The sequence below is a fragment of the Mesorhizobium amorphae genome (assembly GCF_014843845.1).
Lineage (GTDB): Bacteria > Pseudomonadota > Alphaproteobacteria > Rhizobiales > Rhizobiaceae > Mesorhizobium > Mesorhizobium amorphae_A.
Genome location: NZ_JHQS01000017.1, coordinates 180,547 through 204,635, shown reverse-complemented (window position 1 = coordinate 204,635; position 24,089 = coordinate 180,547). Strand labels below are relative to the sequence as shown.

Genomic DNA, 24,089 nt, shown 5'->3' with positions numbered 1-24,089 from the left:
CTGAGCCGGCCTTCACGCAGCCACCCTGCCGATCGAGTGATATTCGATGCCGTGGCGGGCGATGACCTTCGGGTCGTAGAGGTTGCGGCCGTCGAAGATGACCGGCGTGGTCAGCGCGTCCTTCAGCGCGTCGAAGGACGGCGCGCGGAAGCTCTTCCACTCGGTGGCGATCATCAGCGCCTCGGCGCCGCGCAGAGCCGCCTCCTTGGTGCCGCAGAGCAGCAGATCGTCGCGCAGCCCATAGATGGCCTGGCATTCCTGCATCGCCTCGGGATCGTAGGCCTGCACCTTCGCGCCCGCCTTCCACAGCGCTTCCATCAGGTTGCGGGCCGGCGCCTCGCGCATGTCGTCGGTATTCGGCTTGAAGGCCAGACCCCACAAGGCGAAGGTCTTGCCCTTGAGGTTGCCCTTGAAGTAGCGGTTCACCTTGTCGAACAGGACGGACTTCTGCTCGTTGTTGCGCTCCTCGACAGCACGCAGCAGCTTGGCGTCGAACTTGACGCCCTCGGCGGTCTTGATCAGGGCGCGCACATCCTTGGGGAAGCACGAGCCGCCATAGCCGAGACCCGGATAGATGAAGTGGTAGCCGATGCGCGGATCGCTGCCGATGCCCTTGCGCACCTCCTCGATATCCGCGCCAAGCTGCTCGGCCAGATTGGCCATCTCGTTCATGAAGCTGATCTTGGTGGCCAGCATGCAATTGGCCGCGTATTTGGTGAACTCGGCGCTGCGCACGTCCATCACGATCATCTTCTCGTGGTTGCGGTTGAACGGAGCGTAGAGCTCGCGCATCACCGCCTCGGTACCCTCGCTCGAGGTGCCGACGATGATGCGGTCCGGCTTCATGCAGTCGGCCACCGCGGAACCCTCCTTGAGGAATTCCGGGTTGGAGGCGACGTCGAAGGTCAGGTCCTCGCGGCCCCTTTTCTTCAGCGTCTCGGCGATTCTGGCCTTGATCTTTTCGCAGGTGCCGACCGGCACCGTCGACTTGCCGACGACGATCTTGGGCGCCTCCATCTCGCGGCCGATGGCCTCGGCGACGGCCAGCACGTATTTGAGGTCGGCCGAACCGTCCTCGCCGGGCGGCGTGCCGACGGCGATCATCTGGATCTCGCCATGCTTGACGGCGGCCTTGGCATCGGTGGTGAATTTGATGCGGCCGGCGGCGTGGTTCTCCTTGACGAGGCTTTCGAGCCCAGGTTCGAAGATCGGGATAAGGCCCTGGTTGAGCCGTTCGACCTTCTTCTCGTCGATGTCGACGCACACCACCTGATGCCCGACTTCCGCGAGCACGGCGGCCTGCACGAGACCAACATAGCCTATTCCAAAGACCGTCAAGTTCATTCGGTGTGCTTCCTGTTCAGGGCCGTCTTCGGTGCGGCCGGTTCAGATGGCAGGCCGTCCAGGGCCTGTTTCCTATTGGAGCACGATCCGAAGCCGGTTCCCACTTTCTGCTGCATTCGGTTCGGGATCATGCCTAGTTGCTGTTGCTTATGCTGCATGCCAGCGATTCCGGGAACTGGCAGGGCTGGCCAAGCGCAGTGAATGCGACGCGCTCCACCTGCATCGTGACCTTGCGGCCCGGATCCGAGAAGGGTCCCATCCAGCTGGTCAGCTTCTCGCTGCCCCAGAGGCTGAAGAATATCTTTTGCGAGTGGGTCGGCAACTCCGCCGGATTCGTCACTTCCTGGACGAGCTTGCCGTTGACGTAGAAGCGCAGCCGCTGCTTCTCCCAGACGAAGCCGTAGTCGTTGAAACCCTTGTCGGTGCCGCCTTCGACATCGGCGAGCTTTTCGTTCTTCGGCTTGCCGGAAATGTAAGTGTTGACCTGCACCTTGGAGGTGTCCTTGGTCAGAACCTCGAAGTCGATCTCGTCCCATGGCTGCTTGTCCTGGGGACCGATGTAGGAGAAGAACGCGGCATTCAGACCGGACCCGGTGTCCGTTTTCATGCGCGCCTCGTAGGTTCCGTAGCCGTAGCGCTTTTTGGTCTGGATCTCGCCGCAGGCGAAAGCGCGATCCTTGGTCTGGCGCTTCTCGAAGCCCAACGTCAGTGCGCCGTCGGACAGGTTGACCAGGCTCTTCGACCAGGTGCAGTTCTGGTGGGGGCCGTTCGACCAGCCGTCGGATACGTACCAGCGCGAATGATCGAACTTGGTGAAATCATCGACGAACGAGGGTGCGCTCGGCAAGTCCTGCGCGTGGGCCGGGTGCACCGTTGCGGCAGCGGCCAGGAGAAGCGCTCCCGCCATGCACAGCTGCCACAAGCTGCCTGGCCGATTCGACCGCATCGACGGCGTGGCATCGGCCACGACGATGGAGATAGTCTTGGGATCTGCGTTCATACTAAACTTACCTTTGTGCTGTCCGCCCAACCCAAAGTCACCAATTGGCCCGCCGCATGACGAGCCGCTGCTGATCCTCCGCCCTTGTATCTTCCTCGTTACCTGCCTCGTGCCGCCAGACCGGCGGCTTGAGGAGTATCACCATTCTCTTCGACGATCGCGTCGAGTGAATGACGCAGTTCCTTCATCAGGCTGTTCTGGCGGGCAAGCGCTGCGATGCGCCGCTCGCAATTCAGGATCGATGTCGTCAGTTCGCTGACTTCGGACACCTTGCTCGTCGATACCGAGCCGTTCTCCATCGCCTCGACCAGGAAGGCAGCGTTCGTCGCCTTTGACCGATAGCGATTCTCAAGCCCGGTCTTCTCCGCCTCGATCTCCGTCGCGATCTGATCCAGCAACCTCGCGAGACGATCGAAACGCTGGAGATCGGTCTGCCGGTCCCGGGCTGGATCCCTGGATCTGAAGCCGAATATCGAAGCCATCCGGTTGGCCTTCCACAATTGCTGCACCGCAACATACACTGCCATTCCCAGGGCGACTAAGCAACCTCGGAGTTTGGCAAAGGCGTTTTTTCGAGTTTCCGGCCGCTGCCGCAGCGCCCCGAAACCTAGTTCTCGGCGGTTGCGGCGTTGGCCGCCATCAGGAAGCGCATCGGCGGCACCTGCTGCCGTTTCGAGGTAAGGCCGGCATGGCGAAACAGCGCCTCCAGCTTGTCGGCGGCGACGCCGCGAACGATGGGAATGAGGTTCGACTGGCTGGCCAGGGCGTAGGCGGCGGCCGATGCCAGGCCGCGCTCGGCCTTTACGTCGAGGAAGTTGCGCAGCCGGTATTTGTCGCGCACATGGCGTTCGTGCTTGCGCAGCACCGCTTTGGAGGTTTCCGGCAGGCTGTCGATCTTGAGCAGCGCCAGGTCGGCGTCGGCCAGACGCTTCAGATCCAGCGTCCGGTGGCTGCCGCTCAGCGAATCGGCACGAACGATCGCGCCGTAGCCGCAGGAGCGTATGACCTTGAAGCGCGCGCCACGGGCGACGGCGCGCGCATAGAGCTCGTAATCTTCGCCAAGGCGTAGGCTTTCGTCGTAGCGCAGGCCGTGGCGCTCGAGAAAGGCCCGGCTGATGACCGGCTTGAGGAAGCCGAGCTCGCCGCGCTGCACGCGGCGCCTGGAAATGTTGCCTTCGACGAACCTTTCGAGATCGAGGAATTCCGGGTCGGCCGAGAATGGCGGAGCGACGACCTTCGAGACATCGGTCGCCGCATCGTCCCTGATCAGCATGATGTTGTCGGCGGCGAAGTCCCAGTCGGCGCTGGCGAACAGCCTGCGAAACCGGCCTTCGAGGAAGAAATCGTCGGCGTCGAGAATGCTGATAAACGGCGAAGTGGAGCCAGCAATCGCCGCGTTGCGGGCGAAAGAGGGCCCTTTGTTGATGTCGAGGCGCATGACCGAGAGCCTGCCGCTGCCATCGTCGGCGGCGCGCGCCACTTGCGCAGTGTCATCGGTGGAGGCATCGTCGACGACGACGACTTCGGCCACTTCGGGCTCGCGCAGCGCCGAGGCGATGGCGGCCGGAATGGTGCGGGCTGCGTTGCGGGCTGCGATGATCACGCAGACCCGGGATTCCGTGTTGGACATCAATTCACCTTTCGATTGCACTGCACGAGTGACTCCGAATTTTCTGCCCCTTGACGCCCGAAACGATGTTCACCGGCTGTCCGCCTCGCCAATTGTCGGCCTTTCGAAAATACGCCGGCTGAGATCGGCGGATGCCGCCCAGCCGGCCTCGGCCAGATAGCGGACCGGCTCGCGGCCGCACAATTCCCATAACACGGTGCGCCGCTGCGGCCAGCGCAAGGACGACAGCCAGGGCGCGATTACCATGTGGAGCAGGTCGGCATTTTCTATGCGCGACAGAATGCGGGTGGCGCGCTCCGACAGGAGCGTGTCCGAGCCGCCAAGAAGCACGTCGGCGGCCCTGAGGCCGAGCAGCAGCGTATCCGCCAGCCTCTGCCCGGCCGCGTAGGCGAGCACGCTCTGCTGTTCGGCTTCGCTCAGCCGGCTGGCGCTGGCCCTGATGTCGCAGACATAGCCGGCGCAGGGCTCACGATTGAAAAAGGCCTTGGCGACGCTGATGCAGGACAAGAGCAGCGTGTCGGAGGCCGAGGTGAACGGCACCCTGGTGCCGGCGATCTCGACCTCGCGTTTGCGGCGCAGGAACCCATCCGTATCGCGCGGGCTCGGTGATCCCGGCTGCTGCAGGCGGTAGTGAAGATCGACCGTGGACTGTTTCAATCCGCCGCCGCGGAGCATGTGCTGCTCGCCAAGGAAACGCAGCCACCAGACCGAGCGGGACTTGCCGGCGACCTCATAGCCGATCGAGCGCAGCGCCTCGCGGGCTTTGAAAAAACCGCCCGGCGAGACCAGCAGGTCGACATCTCCCGAAGGCTTCATGAAATGGTCGCCATAGAGCAGCTGCTGCTGGAACGGCCCCTTCAGGAAGACGAAGTCGATCTGCCTGTCGCGCAGCACCTGGTGAATGGCCATCGAGTCCATCATGCAGGACGAGTTCATCGAAACCGTCCGCCTGCGATAGGTGTCGAGCCAGGCAAGCAGTTCGGGCGGCGCTTGTGTTGCCGGCGCGCGCGACAGGGCTTTGAGCACGAAGGTCGCAACCTTGTTCAGCCTGACGATGTCGGCGACGCTGGCAAGCGAGATGGCCGGCCCTGGCGCCTCGCCCGCGGCAGCAGCCGGTCCGGAAGCGAAGAACAGCCTCAGGCAGGCCTGCACGTAGGCAACTTCATCGGCGCAGTCGGCGGCGCGCAGCCTTTCGTAAGAACCTTCCTGCACGGCCATTCCTGACAATGTCTCCGCAAAAATTCCGGTCGGCGCCTTATATTGCAACTGCGAAGCAAAGCATCGCCAAAATCGCTTCCGCCGTCCAGTTTTTCCTCAGGCGTCCCGTTTTGATGCAACCACAACGTTTAACTGCGACATGCGAGCATGGTCGAGCGGAACTCCGATCGAGAGCCGAACCAAGGCCGCTATGAACGCCAAATCGGGCGATTTGCGGACAAATTTCTTCGTGCTTATAAAGCGGGCATTTGAGTCAAAAAATTTATCATAATCAAATCAGATGCTTAATTCGACGTCATTGGCGCATCGTTGAATTCCGCTATCAAGCGTGACTAGGATGCGATTGCCGAAGGTTTGATCACCGGCAGAGCCAAGCGCAACCGACAATTGATTAACAGTTGGTAAATCAGGCTTGACTCACATATGACGCCATGCAGCTATTGCATTGCAGCATTGTAAGTGCTGACGGCACTCGACAGGCCGTTTCCAGTCCATATTGGAGAGTAAAATGGAACAGAATGTTGAAAAGCATGAGTACGAAACGCCAAGCCTGACGGTCCACGGTTCGATCGAGACCATCACGCAAGGCGGCGGCGGCTCGACGGCGCTCGACGCGTCGTTCCCCGCGCATACGCCGATCGGCGAACTCACGTTCTCCTGAGCTTGATTTCGTCCCGGAGTGCGACGTTGGGGCTCCGGGCGTAAACGATAAGGGAGGCCGGGGGCGTTAGTCTCCCGGCTTTCCAACCGGTCCCGAACATGACGAAGCGTAGCGTATTGTAAACAGAGGTTTTAGAATGAACTGGAACCCATCGGACCGCGACTGCGTGAGTGCGACCAATGATGCCGTGGCCTGCGAATTCGGCAACGGGCTGGCGCTGCTCAATTTGAAATCCAACATCTATTACAGCCTGAACAGCGTCGGCGCCTATATCTGGGATCTGATCCAGGAGCCGCGGACGATCGCGGATATCCGCAGCGCGGTGCTCACGCGCTACGACGTCGATCCCGAGCGTTGCAAGGCCGACGTCGACGGGTTGTTGAAAGGCCTGGCCGAGGCAGGGCTTGCGAGGCTCCACCATGAGGAACTTGTCTAGGGTTCTCTCCTTGAGTGGCTCGGAGATGCTGTTTCTTGCGCACTGCCTGCTGGTGGTCGCGGCGGTGCGGCTGGGATTGACGCTGTTTTCGTACAACCGCCTTCGCCGCATGGTGACGCAACTCGACCCGCCTCACGAGGCCGGCATCGGCGACCTGAGGCGCGTCGCCTGGGGCGTTGCCGCCGCGGCCCGTCTCGTTCCCTATGCAAGCTGCCTCACCCAGGCGATCTCCGGCCAATATATTCTCGCCCGCCAGGGCAACGCCTCGAAAATCCGCATTGGCATCGAGCGGGATACGGGCACGCAATTGAAGGCGCATGCCTGGCTGATTAGCGGCAACCATATTGTCCTTGGCGGTTCCATCAACGGATTCGCCCATCTTGTCGATCACGGCCAGTAGCCAATGAGCGGCATCGCCGGAATTCTGCCCAGGCAGCGAGGCAGGCCGACCGCCGCGGCGGACATCCAGCAAATGCTGGCGCGCATGCAGCATCGCGCCCGTGACGGCAGTTCGTGGTGGATGGACACGACCTCAACCCTTGGCGCAACCCTTGGCCATGCCTGGCTGAACACAACGGATGAAGCCGGCCCCGGCCCGCTGACCATGGCCGGCGGCAAGCTTGCCGTCACCGCGGACTGCCGGCTGGACAATCGCGAGGAATTGCTGGCCAGGCTCGGCATCAGGGATTCTTCGCTTGCCGACGGTTCGCTGCTGATGCGTGCCTATCTGCGCTGGGGCGAGGCCTGCCCGACCTATCTGCAAGGCGATTTCGCCTTCGCCATCTGGGACAGCGAACGCCAGGTCCTGTTTTGCGCGCGTGACCATTTCGGGGTGAAGCCCTTCTATTATCACGCGGATGACCGGCGTTTCCTCTTCGCCTCGGAGATCGGTCCCATACTCGGTGTCGGCGGCGCCGGCGCGTGTCTCAGCGAGCATCAGATTTCCGGGTTTCTGGCCGGGCTGCCCGACGATCCGCAGTCGACGCCCTATACCGACATCTTCCGCCTGCCGGCCCGCCACAGCCTGACGGTGAGCGACAGCCAAGTGGTGCTGCGCCGCTATTGGCAGATCGAGCCGTCGCCGAGACCGATGCGGTCCGATGCGGCGGAGGAGTTTCGTCACCTGTTCTCGCAATCGGTCCGCAACCGCATGCGAGGGACGCCGGCGGTCGGCGCGATGCTCAGCGGAGGCCTCGATTCTTCCGCGATCGCCTGCGTGGCGGGCCTGCAGAACGCCACGGCGCGAAAGCCCAGATTGCCGACCTTTTCGCTGATCTTCGAACGGGGTTCCTCGATGGACGAGAGGCCTTTCATCGACGCGGTGATCGGCCAGCAGAAGGTTGACGGCACGCTGATTGCCGTCGGCAATTATGCGCCGTTCGCCGAGTTCGAACGCATCCTCGAAGAACAGGAGGGGACGTTCCTGGCGCCCGGCCTGTCGCTGACGCGCGGTATCTACAGGGAGGCCGGCGCGAAAGGCATGAAGGTGCTGCTGGACGGCCATGGCGGCGACGAAGTCGTCTCGCAAGGCCATGGCCATCTGCACGAGCTTGCCAATGCCGGCAAATGGATGGAGCTGTGGCGGGAAATCCGCAGTGCCTCGAACACCTATGGCGACAGCATGCTGGGCCTGTACTACCAGTTCCTGACCCTCTACGGGCCGGCCTGGCGCATCGCAAAACTCAGGCACACGGTACGCCGCATCCTGGGCAGGGTTCGCAGCAGGCCGGCCGCACCGCGCGGCCCGAGCTGGCGCCATCTGGTCAATCCGGAGCTTGCCAGGCGAACCGACCTCGTCGACCGCTTCCACCGGGCCGGACACATGCCGTCCACGGTGAGCGCCAGTGAAGCGCTTAGCCATCGCTGGATCCTGTCGAACGGGATTGTGCCGCACGCCTTCGAGGTTCTCGACAAGGCCGCCGCCAATTTCGGGGTGGAGCCGCGCTATCCGTTTTGGGACAAGCCGCTGGTCGAGTTCTGCCTGGCGCTGCCGGGCGAAGAGAAATTGCACAACGGCTTTGGCCGCCATGTGCTGCGCCGGGCCATGGAAGGGATCCTGCCGCCGTCGGTCCAATGGCGGCGCGACAAGATCGATTTCAAGTCCAACCTCGTCCACGGCATGCTCGGCAACCACCGCGATCTTGTCGACAAGGTTCTGGTATCGGATGCGGACCGCATCGCGCCCTATGTCAACCTGCCCGAGGTGAGCGCGGCCTATGCGCGGATCCTGCGGCAGCCGGATGAGGCGACCCTGCCCGATGTCCAATGTGTCTGGCGCTCGATCGCGCTTTCTCTCTGGTTACGGCAAGTTCAACTGCGTGGGAGCCAAGCATGACGAGATCGAACACGTCGCTCGCGGCCGACTCCGGGCATGCCCGGTTGCGTGTCGAAGGCAATCCTGCCAGAGAGCGCCGCTTCTACAAGGCCTATGGCCTGACGATCAGCTCGGAACTGGCCTTGCCCGAGCTCGAGCCGACGGCGCCCGCCGCGGCCGACATCGTGATCGCCGTCGGTCCGATCGACTATCCAAAACCCTCGCTCGAGGCCGGAACCGCTTTCCGTTTCGAGCCAAGGCAACAATATCTGGCATGGCAGGCGGTCGGCGCCTTCCTGATCAGCGACGCCTGCCGGATCATCGTTGATCCGGCGCCCGGGATAGATGACCAGCTAATCGCCTTTCCGCTGCTCGGGCCGGTCATGGCGCTGCTTTTGCACCAGCGCGGCCTGCTCATCCTGCATGCCAGCGCGATTGCGGTCGGCGGCAGGAGCGCGATCTTCATTGGCGACAAGGGCGCCGGCAAATCGACGACGGCCGGAGCGATGATCAGCGCCGGGCACGGATTGCTCACCGACGATGTCGTGGCGCTCGACCTGTCCAGCCCGGACGAGCCAATGATCGTTCCGGGCTTTCCGCAGCTGAAGCTGGCGGCCGACGCCGCGGCCGCCATCCCGATCCGGCAAGCGGAGGTGCGCCCACAGGTGCATCCGGCGATCGACAAGGCACAGCATCGCCTGCATGGCGGATTTTCGCCGGACAAGGTTCCGGTGACGAGGCTCTACATTCTCGAGCGCGGTGAAAAGGCGGCGATATCGCCGCTGCCCGAGATAGCGGCGCTGTCGGCCGTCATCAAATTCTCCTACGTGACACGCTTCGGCCGGCTGGCCCTGGTCGGCGATTTCGCCACCCGGCACCTTCGCCATTGTGCCGGCTTGGCGGGCCGTATCGGCGTGTGCCGCCTCGAAGTGCCGACAGGCCTTGGCCGGATCGGCGAGGCCGTGGCCCTCATCGAGAAGGACCTGGCGTCCGACGATCGTGCGCGGTGAGCAGATCCATGCCGGCATCATCCGTCCTTCGCTTGTCGCTGTTTCGGGAAATCGCCGGATTTGCCGGCGTCATCGCCAGGATCGGCGGGCGGAGGACCTGGACGGCCTTGCTCTTCCTGATCCTGGGAAGCCTGACCGAAGGCATCTCGATCCTGCTTCTCATCCCCTTGCTGCAACTGGTGGGGCGTTCCGAGCAGAATTTCGCGGTCAGACTGCCGGACAGCGACCTCGTGCGCTGGCTGGTGCCTGACGGGACGCTGCAGCTGACGACGGTGCTTTGCGCGCTGGTCGGGCTTGTCGCGCTGCAGGCGGCCTTCAACCGCTTCAAGTCCGTCTACATGGCAAGGCTTCTGTTCGATTTCATCAACCGTCTGCGCATGAATCTGTTCGAGAGCATCGGCAAGGCGCGCTGGGGCATTTTCTCACGCATGCGCAGTTCCGATCTCGACCACGCGCTGACCGGCGACATAGACCGCGTGCAGGCCGCGGCATTTTCGCTGCTTATGCTGGCGCAGATCGGCGTGCTGCTGGCGGGCTATCTCGTCATATCGCTGTTCATCTCGCCGGTGATGACAGGCTTCGCCATCGTGATCGGCGTGCTGATGTTCGTCGCGCTGCAGCCTTTTCGCACCCGCGCCACGGCGTTCGGCCGGGTGGTGACGACCAATCGCCAGGATCAATACCGCACGGTCTCGGAATTCCTGGGCGGCATCAAGGTGGCCAAGAGCCTGAATGTCGAGGCGAGCTATTTCGCGCAGTTGCAGACGACCCTCGAAAAGATGAAGGCCGACAACATCAACTACGTGCGCAACTCAACGATCGGCACCGCTTTGTTCCAGGTGGCGAGCGTTGTCGGGCTCAGCCTGTTCATTTATGTCGCGCTGGTTCGCTTCCAGCTTTCGCTGGCCGAGATCGTCGTGCTGCTGCTGGTTTTCATGCGCATCGCGCCGCGCTTCATGGACATGCAGACCCAGGCGCAGCAGGTTCTGATCAATCTGCCTGCCTATGCCTCGATGCGCGACCTGCAGACGCGCTTCGACGCGGAGCGCGAATTCGACGCGGAGCGCGAACCGGCAAGCAGTGAACCCGTTGAAGGCGCCAGACTGGCGCTCGATACAGGGCTCAACATACGTGATGTTTCGTTCGCCTATGGTGACGTTTCCCCGGCACTCAGGGATGGCGAAGGGGGCGGCAAGCCGGTGGTGAGCGGCATCACCTTCGGCCTTCCCGCCGGCAAGGTCACCGCCCTCATCGGTCCTTCGGGATCGGGCAAGAGCACGATTGCCGACATGCTGCTTGGCCTGCTCGAACCGACGCAGGGCAAGATCCTCGCCGACGGCGTCGAGATCGGGGCGCAAAACCGCCGACGCTGGCGCGACCAGGTGGCTTATGTGCCGCAGGACGTGTTCCTGCTGCACGATACGATCGCTGCGAATTTGCGCCTTGCCGCGCCGAAGGCCGGCGACGACGAACTGTGGGCGGCGCTGCGGGCGGCGCACGCCGCCGACTTCGTCGAACGGCTCGAGCATCGGTTGGGTACGGTGGTCGGCGATCGCGGCGTCCGGCTCTCGGGCGGCGAACGCCAACGCATTGCGCTGGCGCGCGCGCTGTTGCGCAAGCCGTCGCTTCTCATCCTCGATGAGGCGACCAGCGCGCTCGACTGGCAGAACCAGTCGCTGATCGCCAAGTCGATCGATGGGCTGCGCGGCCGGATGACCATCCTGACCATTGCGCACCGACCGTCGATGATCGCCTTCGCCGACTGGGTCGTGGCAATCGAGAATGGCCGCATCGTCGAGGTCGGCCAATATCAGCGGTTGAAGCAGAAATCCGGCAGCCGGTTGTCCAGGATGCTGTCAGGCGAACAGGCCGAGAGACAGACCGCCGACGTTCGCTGAGGACGATTTGGCGCTGAGGACGATTTGGCCACGGCGCAGCGAAGCAAGAATCAGTGAATGCTTCGCCTGGCGCTGAATTTCTCGTTCTTGGCCGTCTGGTCCAGGCCCAGGTTTCTTTCGGCTTCGCGTGCCTTTTCGACTGGCGTCGGGGCGCTCCTGGCGACCATGACGAAGACCAGCAGAAAGTAGCCAAGCTGAATGATTACGGCGCAAGCGATGGCACGCAGCAGCGTCATGCCCAGCGAAGCGCCATCGAAATACGACCAGGCGACCACGATCGCGATGGCGAAAACCATTCCTATGATGAATTTTGATAGTGACATGCCCGTCGTCCCGTCAACCGACGCGAGCATGCAAAAGCGACGACTTACCCACCCGAGTATCTCCCCATGCGCCACGCGAGCTTATTCTTATGCCCACTTTCGACCGGTTGCTTCCGGCCTTTCCAACCTATCCAAACTCTAACAGGAACAATTTGCGACTCTATTAAGGTGGGAAACTGTCGGCAAGGCCAACCGCAAATAATTTTGAGCGGGTCGACGGGATCGACTCTGCCATGCTGCGACGCACACACAGGCACCATAGCGATTAGCAGGAAATGGATTCTACTTCAGTAAAAGCTACAATGTTAATTAGTATTTTATGCGAACAACCTAGGTCATCCGGGGAATCTTAAGCAATTTAACGCCCCACGCTCTGCGGCGAAGAACGATTCGCCCAAAATCGGCCCCAAAAAAGCACTACATTTTCAGCACTTGCTCATAAATTGTCACAAACGTGCCACAAAGGCGAATTTTTGGGCAGAGCGCGTTTATTATTTAGTCAATTCATGACGTGACTATTTCACCGTGATGGGAAATTGTGTGTTGCGCTGCAGCATTTTTTTGATATCGTGCCGTAAACCATTCGTTCAACGTATGGAGCTTTAAGCATGAGGGACGTCGCCAAGTCGGCCAATGCGGGGTTTTCGCAGGTCGGCATTGATTTTCCGCCACCCATCGGCGGCCTGCTCAAACGCAGTTTCGATATTGTCGGCTCACTGGCCGGCCTGGTTCTTCTCAGCCCGCTGTTCGTGATGGTGGCCCTTCTGGTCAAGCTGTCGGACGGCGGCACGATCTTCTATGGCCACAAGCGCATCGGTCGCGGCGGCCGGGTGTTCCCCTGCCTCAAGTTCCGCACCATGGTTCCGGACGGCGAGCGCGTGCTTGCCGCTTATCTTGCCGCCAATCCGGAGGCGAATGCCGAATGGATCGCGACGCGCAAGCTGAAGAACGACCCGCGCGTGACGCGCGTCGGAGCGGTACTGAGGAAGCTCAGCCTCGATGAATTGCCGCAGATCATCAACATCCTGCAGGGCGACATGAGCCTCGTCGGACCGCGTCCCGTCGTGCGCGACGAACTGGAGATCTACGGCAGCGCCGCCGTTTACTATCTGAAGTCGCGCCCCGGCCTGACCGGGCTGTGGCAGGTCAGCGGCCGCAACGACGTCTCTTATGACACTCGCGTGGCATTCGATCGCCACTATGTCGAGAACTGGTCGTTGTTCGAGGACGTTCGCATCATCGTCAAGACCGTGCCTGCGGTGTGGATGTCGCGCGGCTCCTACTAGAGTCAGTCTCGCACGGCCGGTCTTGCATTGAGGCGGCTGTCTTCGGCCAGCAGCGAACTCATCGGGCGGTGGGGGCAAAGCGGATCGGAAACGTTCAGTTGAAAACAGACATCGTCGGACTTCTTCGCAGCAGATCCACGGCGCCGGTACGGCTCATCGCAGCCTGCCTGGCGCTCTCGCTTTCGGTCCCGGCCATGGCCGGCGACTACCAGCTTGGACCGCAGGACAAGCTCAACATCCGCATCGCGGAATGGCAGACAGTCGAAGGCACGTTCCGGGACTGGTCGGCGGTCAACGGCGACTATTCGGTCGGCCCCGGCGGAACGCTCTCTGTGCCTTTCGCAGGCGAATTGCCCGCCGCCGGCAAGACCACCGCCGAGATCGCGGCGACGATCAGCGAAGCCCTGCAGCGTAAGCTGGCGCTTGCGGACAAGCCGGAAGCATCCGTGGAAATGGTGCAGTTCCGGCCGTTCTACATTTCGGGCGAAGTGCAGTCGCCTGGTCAGTTTCCTTACGTGCCCGAACTGACGGTGCTCAAGGCGATCAGCGTTGCCGGCGGCATAAGACGCACTTCCGATCTCGGTGCCCAGCTCGGCAAGGACCTGGTCACAGCCAAGGGCAATTTTGACATTTACGACGACCAGCGGGTTCGGCTGGTGGTCAAACGCGCCCGCATCGATGCCGATCTGGTCGGCAAGACCACATTCGACGTGCCGAAGGAGGTCGAGGGCGATCCGCGGTTGCAGGCCATCGTCGCCGACGAGATGACCATCCTCACCTCCGACCAGAAGGCGCTGAAGCTGAAGCTGCAGGCGCTCGACGAGCTGAAGAGCGTTTTGCAGTCCGAAATCGAATCGCTGCAGCAGAAGATCGAGAACCAGCAGAAGCAGGTCGATCTGGCGCAGAAGCAGCTCAGCAACATCGGCCCGCTGGCTCAAAAGGGTCTGGTCGCCAATTCGCGACTGCTGGATTCGCAGCAATCCGTCGCCGACCTGCAGGGCAAGATCCTGGACTACGAAACGGCCATCCTCACCGCCAAGCAGTCTATCAGCAAGGCGACGCAGGATGCGATCGATGCCCAGAATACCCTGAGCTCGAAGCTCGCCGCCGACCGGCAGCAGACCGAAGCCGATCTGAACGAGGCTGCGCTCAGGGTGGGCATGCAAAAAGGCCTGATGGCCCAGGCAACGGATCCGGCAACGACGGCTGCAATCACGAGCGGCGAAGAACCGGCCCTCCTCTATTCGCTGGTACGCGTTGTCGACGGCAAGACGAGCGAGATCGCCGCCAAGGAGGACACACCGGTGCTGCCGGGGGACGTGATCAAGGTCAAGCTGGCGCCGATGGCCAGCCAGTAGGCATGACAATGGTCAGCCTGTAGGCATGACAATCGTCAGCCAGTGGGTAAACGGCCCGGCGTCATCGACGCCGGCCGGCAGGAGTTGAGAAGGCAGCATCGAGTGCCGCCCAGCCGGGCGCAGGAGAACCGCTGTAGACGTCGCGCAGCGATCCGCTGATGAAGGCCCATAATGCAGCCGGCACCCCGTCACGTGTACCTCAATCTCGACGCAATGCGCGGCGTAGCGGCGATCAGCGTCATGCTCTACCACTTCTCGCCATTCATCTCCGACGGCAAGGTGCTGCCTTCGAGCTACCTTGCGGTCGACCTGTTCTTCCTGCTCAGCGGCTTCGTCATTGCGCACGCCTATGACAGGAAGATCGAAACCGGGATGAGCGTCGGCAGCTTCCTGCTGATCCGGCTGATCCGCCTCTACCCGCTCTACCTTGCCGGCACGCTGCTCGGCTTCTTCTATCTGGTGATCAAGAACAGGCTGATTCCGGCCGAGTATCTGCCGGTCTCCGACATTGCCGTCATGCTGACGACGGGCATGCTGTTCATTCCGCTGGTCGGCGATGCCTATCACACCATCTTTCCGCTCAATCCCGCCTCCTGGTCGCTGTTTTTCGAGCTGCTGGTGAACATCGCCTATGTGCTCTTGTTCTTCGTGCTGTCGAAAAGGGCGCTGGTGGTGCTGATCGCCGGCAGCCTGGCGTTGCTGGCCCTTGCTGCGGTGCTGGCCGGCACGCTCGATTTCGGCATGACCGGACAGACCATCGCCAGCGGCCTGCCGCGCGTCACCTTCTCGTTCTTTCTGGGGGTGCTGCTTTGCCGGTCGATGGGGCGCATCCAGGGGAGTCTCGGGTTCCTGCAGAAAGGCTACTGGGTCGAGATGGCGATGATCCTGACACTGGTGGTCTTTGCCATCGCGCCGGCAGGCGCCGGCCGCGCGCCCTACGATCTCATCTGCGTCGTGCTGTTGTTTCCGCTCTTGGTCACGGTTGGCGCCGTGGCGCCGACCCGTCCAGGCCTTGCCAGGCTCTATGGCTGGCTCGGACGGATCTCCTACCCGATCTACATCATCCACACGCCGATGCTGATGATCATCGCGGGAGCGGGCAAGGCCGCTTCCATCGATCCGTTCGCCAACCATCCCTGGTTCGGCATCGTCATGGCGCTTGCCGTGATCGTCATCGCCGACATCGCAACCCGCCTCTATGACGAGCCGGTGCGGCGCTTCCTGCAGCGGCAGATGCAGCGTTCTCGCGCCATCGCCTGAGCGTCGGCCTGCCGCTTGGAGCGGTTCGGCTTTTGATGGACCCGCTGACCCGCTCTAAGTATTTGTTTTCATACAATTCCGGACGGAAAACCGCTAGGCACTTTTCCTGGAATTGCTCTAACCTATTGCGTGCGTTCCACCGCTTGCGGCTCTCGCTTCCTGGATGGCGATACGCGACCGCTGCGGCCGCGCCACCGGCACTTCGCGCAGCTTGAACAGGCCGTAATAGACGACGAACGAGGCGGTGAAGTAGGGCCCGAGGATTTCGACCTCGAAGAAGGATCGGAGCAGCATGAGGCCGACCGCGCCGGCGAGGACGACGGAATCGGCGCGCCAGTCGCGGAAGATCACGGACGATACGTGTCCGTAGAAGGCGCGCAGGATGATCAGCGCAATCAGCGTCACCCCGACAAAGCCTAGCTCGACCAGGGTCTCGATATAGGTGTTGTGGAAGTGGAAGCCGGTGCGGGTGGTGATGTAGAACTCGGCCCACAGCCGTTCGGCCTCGGCGAAACCCTGCACCCAATAGGCGGCATAGCCATAGCCGAGGACCGGGAATTGCTGGGCGGCCTCCCAGCCCTGTTCCCACAGATAGGTTCGCCCGGTGAGCGTCGAATCCTTGCCGAAGATGCCGAGCACGAAATCCATAAGGCCAAGATTGAGCGCCGCCATGATCGCCCCGACCAGCGTGCAGGCGCCGACCGCGAACAGCACCCGCCTGTAGCGGCGTGACAGCACCTTGCTCACGCCAAGCAGGATAACGACCGCCAGCCCCGCCGGCAGCGACGCCACCGAGGTGGCGGAATGTGCGATGGCCAGCATGTAAAGCGACAGCAGGCCGATCGGCGCCGTCCAGACCAGGCTTGGCCAGCCGCGCCGGTAGAAGATGACAAAGACGAAGCAGAGATAGATGCCGAACGAAGCGAAGAAGCCGACCTGGTTCTTGGAGCCGAAGGCACCGACGAAGTTGGTGGTCCCGTCGATGGTGTCGAGCGCATAATTGCCGACGCGCAGCGAATAGAGCAGGACGAAGAAAATCCCGATCAGGGAGCCCACCACCAATGTGCGGACACTGACCGTGCGCGCTGCTATGTAGGCGCACAGCACATGCGAGAAATATTGGAGCGACGCTCGCGCGGTTATGCCGGGCGCATGCGACCAGAAGACCGAGAAACAGACATAGGCGACAAACAGCAGCGGCAGCCAGGCGTCGGAGAGATGCCGCAAAAACCGCCGGTAGTCGACAAGGATGAGCGGAAGCCAGACCGCGTAGTAGGCGAGGATGAGAACCTGGCCGAAATTGGTCGAGTAGGCGAAGGCAAAGATCGAAACGGCGACGGCGAAGGTGCCGTAGACGACATTCCTCTCCGGATCGATCAACAAGGATTTTGGAATCTTCATATCGCTAACGGATCTCTCATCCATTGAGCCTTCACGGCTGGGCCTGCCAGAGGCTGGTCCGAGCCCCGATCCGGGGCGTATATTGTGCAGTGCAATATAGCCTACCGTTCAATCGCCCCTCACTCAATGACAAATGTTGTCGCGGGCAAAACGGGAAGGACCTGCGCACCATCCTGCAACAGGTGAATGGCGTTAATGCGGCGCCCTCGCCCCATAAAGGCCGGACTGTGTCGGGGGCGGGAGCCGGAGCTACCACAAAGCGCCGCCGGTAACCTGGATGTTTTCCATGGTGATGCCCCTGGCCGCGTCCGAGCACAGGAAGACTGCAAGTCCCGCAATCTCTTCCGGCTGCAGCATGCGCTGCTGCGGGTTGCCGCGCGCGATTTCGGCCATGGCTTCCTCCGGCGTGCGGCCCTTGCCTTCACGCTCGACGACTTGCGCGACATTGCGGCGCATCAGTTCGGTCTCCACCCAGGTCGGGCTGATCATGACGCAAGTGACGCCGTGCGGGGCACCTTCCAGCGCCACGCAGCGAGTCAGGCCGAGCAGGCCAGCCTTCGAGGCGCAATAGGCCGGATTGTCCTTCCAGCCGACGGAGGCCGCGGTCGAGCCGATGTTGACGATACGGCCCCAGCCGCGCCCGATCATGCCGGGCAGCACGGCGCGGGTGACGCGGAAGGCGCCGGTGAGGTTGGTGTCGACGATCTTGTCCCAGAGTTCGTCGGAATGGCCGCAGACCGGCTGCTCGGCTGTGGTGCCGGCGGCATTGACGAGGATATCGGCCGACCCGATCGCGGCCTCCGCCTCGGCCACGAAGCGATTGCTGAGATCGCTGTCGCGCACATCGAGATGCGCGGCGTGGACTTTCGTGCCATGCGCCGCCAGAGCCGCGCGCACCCGTTCGATCTCGTCGGCGCCCGGATAGTAGGCGGCGTCGGTCCTGTCCGCGGCCGGCGCGGCCACATAGGAGCCGACGGCGACGTTGGCCCCGGCTCTGGCAAGCGCCGTGGCGATGGCGAAGCCCATGCCGGAGAAACCGCCGGTGACGATGGCGCCGCGGCCCGAGAGATTGGTCATCGAACAGGTTCTCCGCAATCACACCGCAAGGCAGCGGCCATCGACCATCATTCCGGAGCCGGTGGCGAACTTCGATCCATCCAAAGCCTGGTAACCCGCCTGGTCAAGGCTGCAGCGGTTTGCCAAGCCAATCGCGGTAGAAGCCCTCCAGATCGGGCTCGAAATCATGCACGATCGGATAGCCGGGTGCTGCTGCCTCGACCTCATGCAGCGTGCCGCATTCAGGGCAGATGAATTCGCGGATCTCCATCCATTCGGGATCCGGCAGATCGCTGTTGGGGTAGATCTCGCGCAGCGACTCTTCCGTGTTGCGGACATGGATTGCAGCCTTGAGCTTCCAGTTCTTGCGGTAGTCGCCGAAGGAATGGCCGCACTCGCATCGCGTTATCCGCTCATCGCCGCTCTGGCAGATGAAAAGATGATCGCTGACCGGCAACAGGATCGGGTCCTTCCAGGGAACACGATCCTGATGGACGGCGACCATCTTGAAGAAGCGGTCATCGTCCTTGTAGGCGCTCATGATGCGCCGTGTCTGCGGCCAGGGCAGCTGACCGCTAGCCAGATCGCGGATGATTTCCTTGCTGTATGAGGTCATGGCTTTGCTCCCGGCGTGAAGATCGATCTGGCGTCGACGTTCCAGAAATCACTGAAATCTTTGGTGAAGCGCGGCGACAGTTTGATTGCGCTGGCATACATTTTCCTCACCTCCGGGGCGAAGTCGGCCTTCTCGACGCGGCCGCGCTCGGCGGCGATCCAGTCCGATACCGGGATCGCTTTGGCCATGCGCTCCTTACGCATGGCGGCGCGGCGTTTGGCGGTCGCGTCGATATCGGCGACCGGATAGCCCTCGGCATCGTCCTTCAGCACGATGCCGAAAACCTGGTCCGCCGCTTCGCGGGTGAGAAAGCCGTTCTCGACATCCCATGCCGTCTTGACCGGGTCGCGCTCCAGCACGTCGCCATAACCGCCGCCGCCATTGTAGGAATGGCTGAAGATATCGCCTTGCTTGTGCGGGGCGGTGATGTAGGGGCCTTCGACCACGACATGGTCGCCGCCGATGTTCCTCTCGTAATCCGAGACATGCGGGTCGGTGCCCGGCGCATGCGCCAGCGGCTCACCCTTGGCTGCCAGTTCGTGAATGTTGGAGTTGCGCACGGCGCGATGCTTCTGGCAGGTCGGCGCCGGATAGCCGCCGCACATGCCGCCATTGTCGAACACGCGCGAGGAATGCTCCGACGTGTGCAACCTGAGGTGCGAGGTCTTGTTGATCAGCCAGGTCGAGACGAAGGAACAGCCGCCGCGATATTTGCCGGCGCCGCCCGAATTGGGTACGATCGAGCGGCCGATATAGACCATCGGCATCGACTGTTCCCAGACCTCGATGTTGCCCATGTCTGATTCCGGGTTCCAGCCGACATAGGCGGTGTCGAGTCCGTCCTTGATGGCCAGCGCGCCGGAGCCGGCAGCAGCGCATTCGAAGTGTGCCATGCCGAACGGCGTGCCGTACTGGCTCTCGCCACCCATTTCGATCATCGGGCTGTTGACCTGGCCGACAAAGGCCTCCTCGACATAGCCGCGCGCCACGAAGCTGCGCGACAATAGCCGCTGGAACACGCCGTAGGCCGGCAGCAGCAGAGCCCACGATGTCGCCGTCGCCACCATCTCGTTGTCGGGGTTGGTCCAGGTGCCATGCGGCAGCTTCAGCTCGGTCGCCATCCAGGCGCCGTCATTGACCAGCCCTTCGAAATTCATGTGCTGGGTCAGCGTCACGAACATGCCGCCATCCATGCCGGCCGGCGTGCAGTTCATCGAATGGTAGCCCCAGGGCTGGGTGCCCTCGAAGTCCATGGTGATTTTTCCGTCGGTGCCGATCTCCATCTCGATCGGGATGTTGTAGAGCCAGTCGGGATCGCCGAGCGGCTGGAAGCCGGGCTTGCCGGCGGTGACGTGGCCATAGAAGGTGTGGCCGCGATAGATGCCGGGCACGGTGAGCTGGCGCGTGCGGGCGAGCTGGGCGCGACGGCCCTCCTCGATGAATTCCTTCGACACCTTCATCCAATAGTCGAGGCCAATTTCCGAAATCAGCTGCTTGACGCTTTCGCGCATGTCGATGCACGAGGCGACCTTGGCCTTCTCGTCCAGCACCCAGTAGATCGGCATGCGCAGATTGCGCTCGCAGCGGATGACATAGTCACGGCGGATCTCGTCATTCTCGCCGATCTTCTCGGCGCAGACGAACAGACCTTCGGTGAAGCGCTCCTGCGCCAGACAGACGTCGCCGCCGGGCGTAATGCCACCGGCCTCCAGCTCGTGGCAGACAGCACCGGCCCAGCCGACCAACGTGCCTTCATGGAAGATCGGCACCACGTCCATCACGTCGGGCACCTGCACGGTGCCGATGAAGGCGTCGTTGTTGGCGAAGATGTCGCCTTCGCGGATACGCGGGTTGTCCTCGTAGCCGTTTTTGATCATCCATTTGATGAAGCGGCTCATCGTGTGGACGTGCACCATGATGCCGTTGGACAGCGCGATCGCGTCGCCCTCAGGGGTATAGATCGCCACCACCATCTCTCCGACCTCGCGCACGCCGGGCGAGGCCGAGATGCGGCGGGCCATTTCGCGTGCCGAGACGCAATAGGCGCGCAGCTTGGTGTGCAGCGTCTCGAATTTCAGCGGGTCCTGGTTGCGCAGCGAGAGCTCGGTGATGCCGTCATAGCAGCCGGTCTCTTCCATCAATCGCTCGGAATCGAGCAGCCGCTCGCGAAGACGCAGGGCCGAGGCAGGTTTGTCCAACATGGCGGTCGCCCTCTCAAGCATGGGAATAGTGAAGCAGCGTCCATTCATCGACGAAGACACGGTCTTGCGGATGAACGACGAGCGTGGTGGCAGGATGTTCGATAATAGCCGGGCCGATCACTTCATGGCCGGGTTGCAGCAGGTCCATCTCATAGAGATTGGCCCTGTGCCAGCGCCCGGCGATATAGGCCTCGCGCACACCCTTGTGGGCGGAGGCGGGATTGGAGGCGCCGAGCGGCCGCTTGAGCAGCACCGGCTTGACCTTGTCGGCGGTGGCGATGAGCCCCAGTTCGGTGATGGTGAAGCCGGCCTCGCCATAGCGCGAGACGCGATGGTTGACCTTGGCGTAGACAGCCTCGAACTCGTCGAGAACCTTGCGCATGTCGTCGGCCGAGTTGACCTCGGCAAGCGGCGCCATGACTTCGACGTCCTCGAGCTGGCCGGTGTAGCGCATCATCAGGAACGGCACGGTTTTGATCTTTTCGCGGGCATGGCCGTCGGCGATCATCTCGTCGACTGCCGCCTTGGTCAGATCGTTCCAGACCGCCGTGACCTTCGACCCATAGCCGGCAAGCGTCGCTTCGTCGGCGCGCGACGGGATGTCATGCTGCGTCGACACAGAATGGCGGCGCATGAAATCGGCCGTCGTGCAGCCGAAAGCGGAGAAGGCGGCGGCAAACTGGAAGGTGATGATGTCCTTGAAGCCGATACCGCGCGAACAGCCGGCAAGGTGCAACGGGCCAGAACCGCCATAGGAGAGCAGCGTGAACTCCGACGGATGGATGCCCTGGCCGGAGATGACGCGCCGCAGCGCATTGTTGGCGTCGGCCTCGAGCATGTCGATCATGCCTTCGGCCGCCTCCTCGACGCCGACGCCGAGCACGCGGGCGCATTTCTCCTCGAAGGCCTGGCGAGCCTTCTCGACCTGCAGTACGACTTTGCCGCCGAGGAAATAATGCGGGTTCAACCGTCCGAGAATGGCGTCGCAATCGGCGATGGTCGGTTCGGTGCCGCCACGGTCGAAGCAGATCGGGCCGGGATCGGAACCGGCGCTTTCCGGTCCGAGCGAAACCTTCTTCGTCAGCGGATCGACCTTCAGGATCATGCCGGCGCCGGCGCCAATCGTGTCGAGATGCAGCGTCGGCACGTTGAGCTTGAAGCGGTCCATCAACGGCTCGTTCTCGATCCGCGTCTGGCCACGGGTGATAACGCCCATGTCGAAGGAGGTGCCGCCCATGTCGGAGCAGATCAGCGAATCATTGCCGATCAGCTTGCCGACATAGGCCGCACCCAGGATGCCGCCGATCGGGCCGGAGATCATCGTCTCGTGCAGGCGCGGATGGTTGATCGAGGTCAGCCCACCGAAGGAGAGCAGGGTCTGCACGCCATACTTGAAGCCATACTTTTTCGAGACATCCTCGATGCCCTTGAGCTGCTTGCGGCCGCGCGAGGTGGCGTAGGCCTCGATCAGCACCGAGTTCAGCCGCGACTGCTCGCGGATGACCGGGCGCACCTCGTGGCTGGTGTAGACGATGATGTCGGCGCCGGCCTTCTCGACCTCCGCGCGGCAGATTTCGGCGATGCGCTTCTCGTGCACCGGGTTGACGTGCGAGAAGATGGTCATGATGCAGATCGCCTCGACCTTGTCGGCAATCAGCTTTTTCGCGGCTATGGAAACCTCATGCTCGTAGAGCGGCAGCACGATGTCGCCGAACTGGTCGATGCGCTCGGTGACACCGTGCGTGCGGCGGCGCGGCACCAGCGGATCGGGATGATGATGGGTCACCGCATGCAGCCGGTCGGCATAGGAATAGTCGGCCCAGGCCTGCAGGCCGCGCCCCATCAGGATCATGTCCTCCAGGCCCTTGGTGGTGATCAGCCCCAGTCGGCGGCCGGTGCGCGACAAGAGCGTATTGAGCATGCCGGTGCCGGAATAGAGCACGACCTTGACGCCGGAAAACAACGCTTCCAGCGAAATGCCCCAGGCATCCGCCGCGTCTTCCGCCGAAGCGAGAAAACCCTCGGCTTCGTTCTTCGGCGTCGTCGCCGATTTGCCGATCTTGAAGTGGCCGTCCTGATCGACAAGGATCGTATCGGTCATGGTGCCGCCGGCATCGATGCCAATGACGATAGGATTGCCAACGATGGGGCCGGTGAGATTTGGCTGGGTCACGGTCGCCTCGGGGTCTGGTCTAGGATGACGCAAGGCTAGATTCGAAGGACGGCCTCGCGCCATATGCCAAAAGACACAATGACGGCCGGGCGGACATCGCCGAGAAGAGGGCATGCGCATGGGCAACATCTGGGCGCCGCTGGCCAGGGCGATCGCTGCCATCGGCACGGACCGGCATGTCGACTGCCTGATCGACCTGATCGGCGCCGACATCACCCATGACCTCGTCACCGTCACCCGCTATTCGGCGACGAAGACGCCAGAATTCGTCAAGCACCGGCGGTTTTCCGACGAGATGGTCCGGCGCTATCTCGCCAGCTACTATGTATTCGACCCCTTCTATGCCTCGTGGCGGCAGGAGCGACGGCTCGGCATCATGCCTTTGAAGCGGTTTGCCGACGACAGGGCCAAGCGCGGCCAATACATAGCCGGCTTCCTGGCGCAGTCGGCAATCTGCGACGAGGTCGGCATATTGCTTGCCGACGGCGGCGACTGGTGCCTGGGCATCTTCCTCGACCGCTCGACCACCTCGTTCAGGGACAGCGAAATCGCCCAATTGCAGGAACGGCTGCCTGTGTTCGAGGCGCTGCATGCGCTCGACATCACGGCGCGTGGGGCCGACTTTTCCCGTACATCGGCGCCGACCGGTCCTGGTGCCTCGCCGCAGCAGAAGCCAAGCATTCCGGCGAGCCTGTGGCCGGAGCTGTCGCTGCGCGAGCGGGAACTCGTCCAACTCATCCTGGCAGGCCACCCGACCGCCAACATCGCCGAGCGTCTCGGCATCACCGTCGGCACGGTCAAGAACCATCGCCGCCGTATCTATGAGAAGCTCGACATCACCACCGAGCGGGAGCTGTTTTTGCAGTTCTTCCAGCACCGGACGGAGAAGGCGTAGCCGGGAGGT

Annotated in this window: 21 protein-coding genes; 10 read left to right on the top strand and 11 right to left on the bottom strand. The window is 62.5% G+C overall.

Annotated elements, in window-relative coordinates:
* Positions 1-12: 12 nt before the first annotated feature.
* The 5 genes from DH08_RS11265 to DH08_RS11245 all read right to left on the bottom strand — a co-directional run bounded on the left by DH08_RS11265 (position 13) and on the right by DH08_RS11245 (position 5,192).
* On the bottom strand, positions 13-1,344 hold the full coding sequence (locus tag DH08_RS11265; protein ID WP_006205252.1) for a UDP-glucose dehydrogenase family protein: 1,332 nt from the start codon (positions 1,342-1,344) through the stop codon (positions 13-15).
* Between the two features lie 133 nt (positions 1,345-1,477).
* Positions 1,478-2,290: an endo-1,3-1,4-beta-glycanase ExoK gene (gene exoK / locus DH08_RS11260; protein WP_428338297.1), complete on the bottom strand. Its 813-nt coding sequence runs from the start codon at positions 2,288-2,290 to the stop codon at positions 1,478-1,480.
* Positions 2,291-2,442: 152 nt separating this feature from the next.
* Positions 2,443-2,826: a hypothetical protein gene (locus DH08_RS11255; RefSeq protein ID WP_192179375.1), complete on the bottom strand. Its 384-nt coding sequence runs from the start codon at positions 2,824-2,826 to the stop codon at positions 2,443-2,445.
* 125 nt (positions 2,827-2,951) lie between these two features.
* Positions 2,952-3,974, bottom strand: coding sequence for a glycosyltransferase family 2 protein (locus DH08_RS11250; protein ID WP_192179374.1), 1,023 nt, complete (start codon positions 3,972-3,974; stop codon positions 2,952-2,954).
* A gap of 69 nt (positions 3,975-4,043) precedes the next feature.
* Positions 4,044-5,192, bottom strand: a complete 1,149-nt coding sequence (locus DH08_RS11245) for a nucleotidyltransferase family protein (protein ID WP_192179373.1) — start codon at positions 5,190-5,192, stop codon at positions 4,044-4,046.
* Between the two features lie 508 nt (positions 5,193-5,700).
* On the opposite strand from DH08_RS11245, the gene DH08_RS11240 reads away from it, so the two are divergent.
* The 6 genes from DH08_RS11240 to DH08_RS11215 all read left to right on the top strand — a co-directional run bounded on the left by DH08_RS11240 (position 5,701) and on the right by DH08_RS11215 (position 11,511).
* Entirely contained in the window at positions 5,701-5,853 is a 153-nt protein-coding gene (locus tag DH08_RS11240) for a lasso peptide (protein ID WP_006205257.1), read from the top strand.
* A gap of 136 nt (positions 5,854-5,989) precedes the next feature.
* Positions 5,990-6,289: a PqqD family protein gene (locus DH08_RS11235; RefSeq protein ID WP_192179372.1), complete on the top strand. Its 300-nt coding sequence runs from the start codon at positions 5,990-5,992 to the stop codon at positions 6,287-6,289.
* A 25-nt stretch (positions 6,290-6,314) separates the two neighbouring features.
* A complete protein-coding gene (locus tag DH08_RS11230; protein ID WP_246800776.1) occupies positions 6,315-6,689 on the top strand; it encodes a lasso peptide biosynthesis B2 protein in 375 nt (124 codons plus the stop codon).
* Positions 6,690-6,692: 3 nt separating this feature from the next.
* The gene (locus DH08_RS11225) at positions 6,693-8,624 is read left to right on the top strand and encodes a lasso peptide isopeptide bond-forming cyclase (protein ID WP_192179370.1); all 1,932 of its coding nucleotides are present in this window, start codon (positions 6,693-6,695) and stop codon (positions 8,622-8,624) included.
* Positions 8,621-9,613, top strand: coding sequence for a phosphoenolpyruvate carboxykinase (ATP) (locus DH08_RS11220; protein ID WP_192179369.1), 993 nt, complete (start codon positions 8,621-8,623; stop codon positions 9,611-9,613). Before DH08_RS11225 ends, DH08_RS11220 begins: the two co-directional genes overlap by 4 nt.
* Before the next feature lie 8 nt (positions 9,614-9,621).
* Positions 9,622-11,511 (top strand): ABC transporter ATP-binding protein, encoded by a 1,890-nt coding sequence (locus tag DH08_RS11215; protein WP_192179368.1) that lies wholly within the window; start codon positions 9,622-9,624, stop codon positions 11,509-11,511.
* A gap of 50 nt (positions 11,512-11,561) precedes the next feature.
* On the opposite strand, the gene DH08_RS11210 is transcribed toward DH08_RS11215, so the two are convergent.
* Entirely contained in the window at positions 11,562-11,834 is a 273-nt protein-coding gene (locus DH08_RS11210) for an exopolysaccharide production repressor protein (RefSeq protein WP_192179367.1), read from the bottom strand.
* A gap of 608 nt (positions 11,835-12,442) precedes the next feature.
* On the opposite strand from DH08_RS11210, the gene DH08_RS11205 reads away from it, so the two are divergent.
* From DH08_RS11205 to DH08_RS11195, 3 genes are all read left to right on the top strand, one after another.
* On the top strand, positions 12,443-13,120 hold the full coding sequence (locus tag DH08_RS11205) for a sugar transferase (RefSeq protein ID WP_192179366.1): 678 nt from the start codon (positions 12,443-12,445) through the stop codon (positions 13,118-13,120).
* A 194-nt stretch (positions 13,121-13,314) separates the two neighbouring features.
* Positions 13,315-14,478, top strand: a complete 1,164-nt coding sequence (locus DH08_RS11200; protein WP_246800784.1) for a polysaccharide biosynthesis/export family protein — start codon at positions 13,315-13,317, stop codon at positions 14,476-14,478.
* Positions 14,479-14,649: 171 nt separating this feature from the next.
* The gene (locus DH08_RS11195) at positions 14,650-15,738 is read left to right on the top strand and encodes an acyltransferase family protein (RefSeq protein WP_192179365.1); all 1,089 of its coding nucleotides are present in this window, start codon (positions 14,650-14,652) and stop codon (positions 15,736-15,738) included.
* 117 nt (positions 15,739-15,855) lie between these two features.
* Here the strand turns inward: DH08_RS11195 and DH08_RS11190 are convergent, their stop codons facing one another.
* The 5 genes from DH08_RS11190 to DH08_RS11170 form a co-directional block, all read right to left on the bottom strand.
* Entirely contained in the window at positions 15,856-17,139 is a 1,284-nt protein-coding gene (locus DH08_RS11190; protein ID WP_192179364.1) for an O-antigen ligase family protein, read from the bottom strand.
* Positions 17,140-17,388: 249 nt separating this feature from the next.
* Complete coding sequence (locus DH08_RS11185) at positions 17,389-18,216, bottom strand: SDR family NAD(P)-dependent oxidoreductase (protein WP_192179363.1); 828 nt, start codon at positions 18,214-18,216, stop codon at positions 17,389-17,391.
* Positions 18,217-18,319: 103 nt separating this feature from the next.
* The gene (locus DH08_RS11180) at positions 18,320-18,811 is read right to left on the bottom strand and encodes an acetone carboxylase subunit gamma (protein WP_192179362.1); all 492 of its coding nucleotides are present in this window, start codon (positions 18,809-18,811) and stop codon (positions 18,320-18,322) included.
* Complete coding sequence (locus tag DH08_RS11175) at positions 18,808-21,012, bottom strand: hydantoinase B/oxoprolinase family protein (protein WP_192179361.1); 2,205 nt, start codon at positions 21,010-21,012, stop codon at positions 18,808-18,810. Before DH08_RS11175 ends, DH08_RS11180 begins: the two co-directional genes overlap by 4 nt.
* A gap of 13 nt (positions 21,013-21,025) precedes the next feature.
* Positions 21,026-23,185, bottom strand: coding sequence for a hydantoinase/oxoprolinase family protein (locus DH08_RS11170; protein ID WP_192179360.1), 2,160 nt, complete (start codon positions 23,183-23,185; stop codon positions 21,026-21,028).
* A gap of 112 nt (positions 23,186-23,297) precedes the next feature.
* Between DH08_RS11170 and DH08_RS11165 the strand changes: the two genes are divergently transcribed.
* Positions 23,298-24,080 carry a helix-turn-helix transcriptional regulator gene (locus tag DH08_RS11165; protein WP_192179359.1) on the top strand — a complete coding sequence of 261 codons (783 nt, stop codon included), beginning with the start codon at positions 23,298-23,300 and terminating at the stop codon, positions 24,078-24,080.
* Positions 24,081-24,089 lie beyond the last annotated feature (9 nt).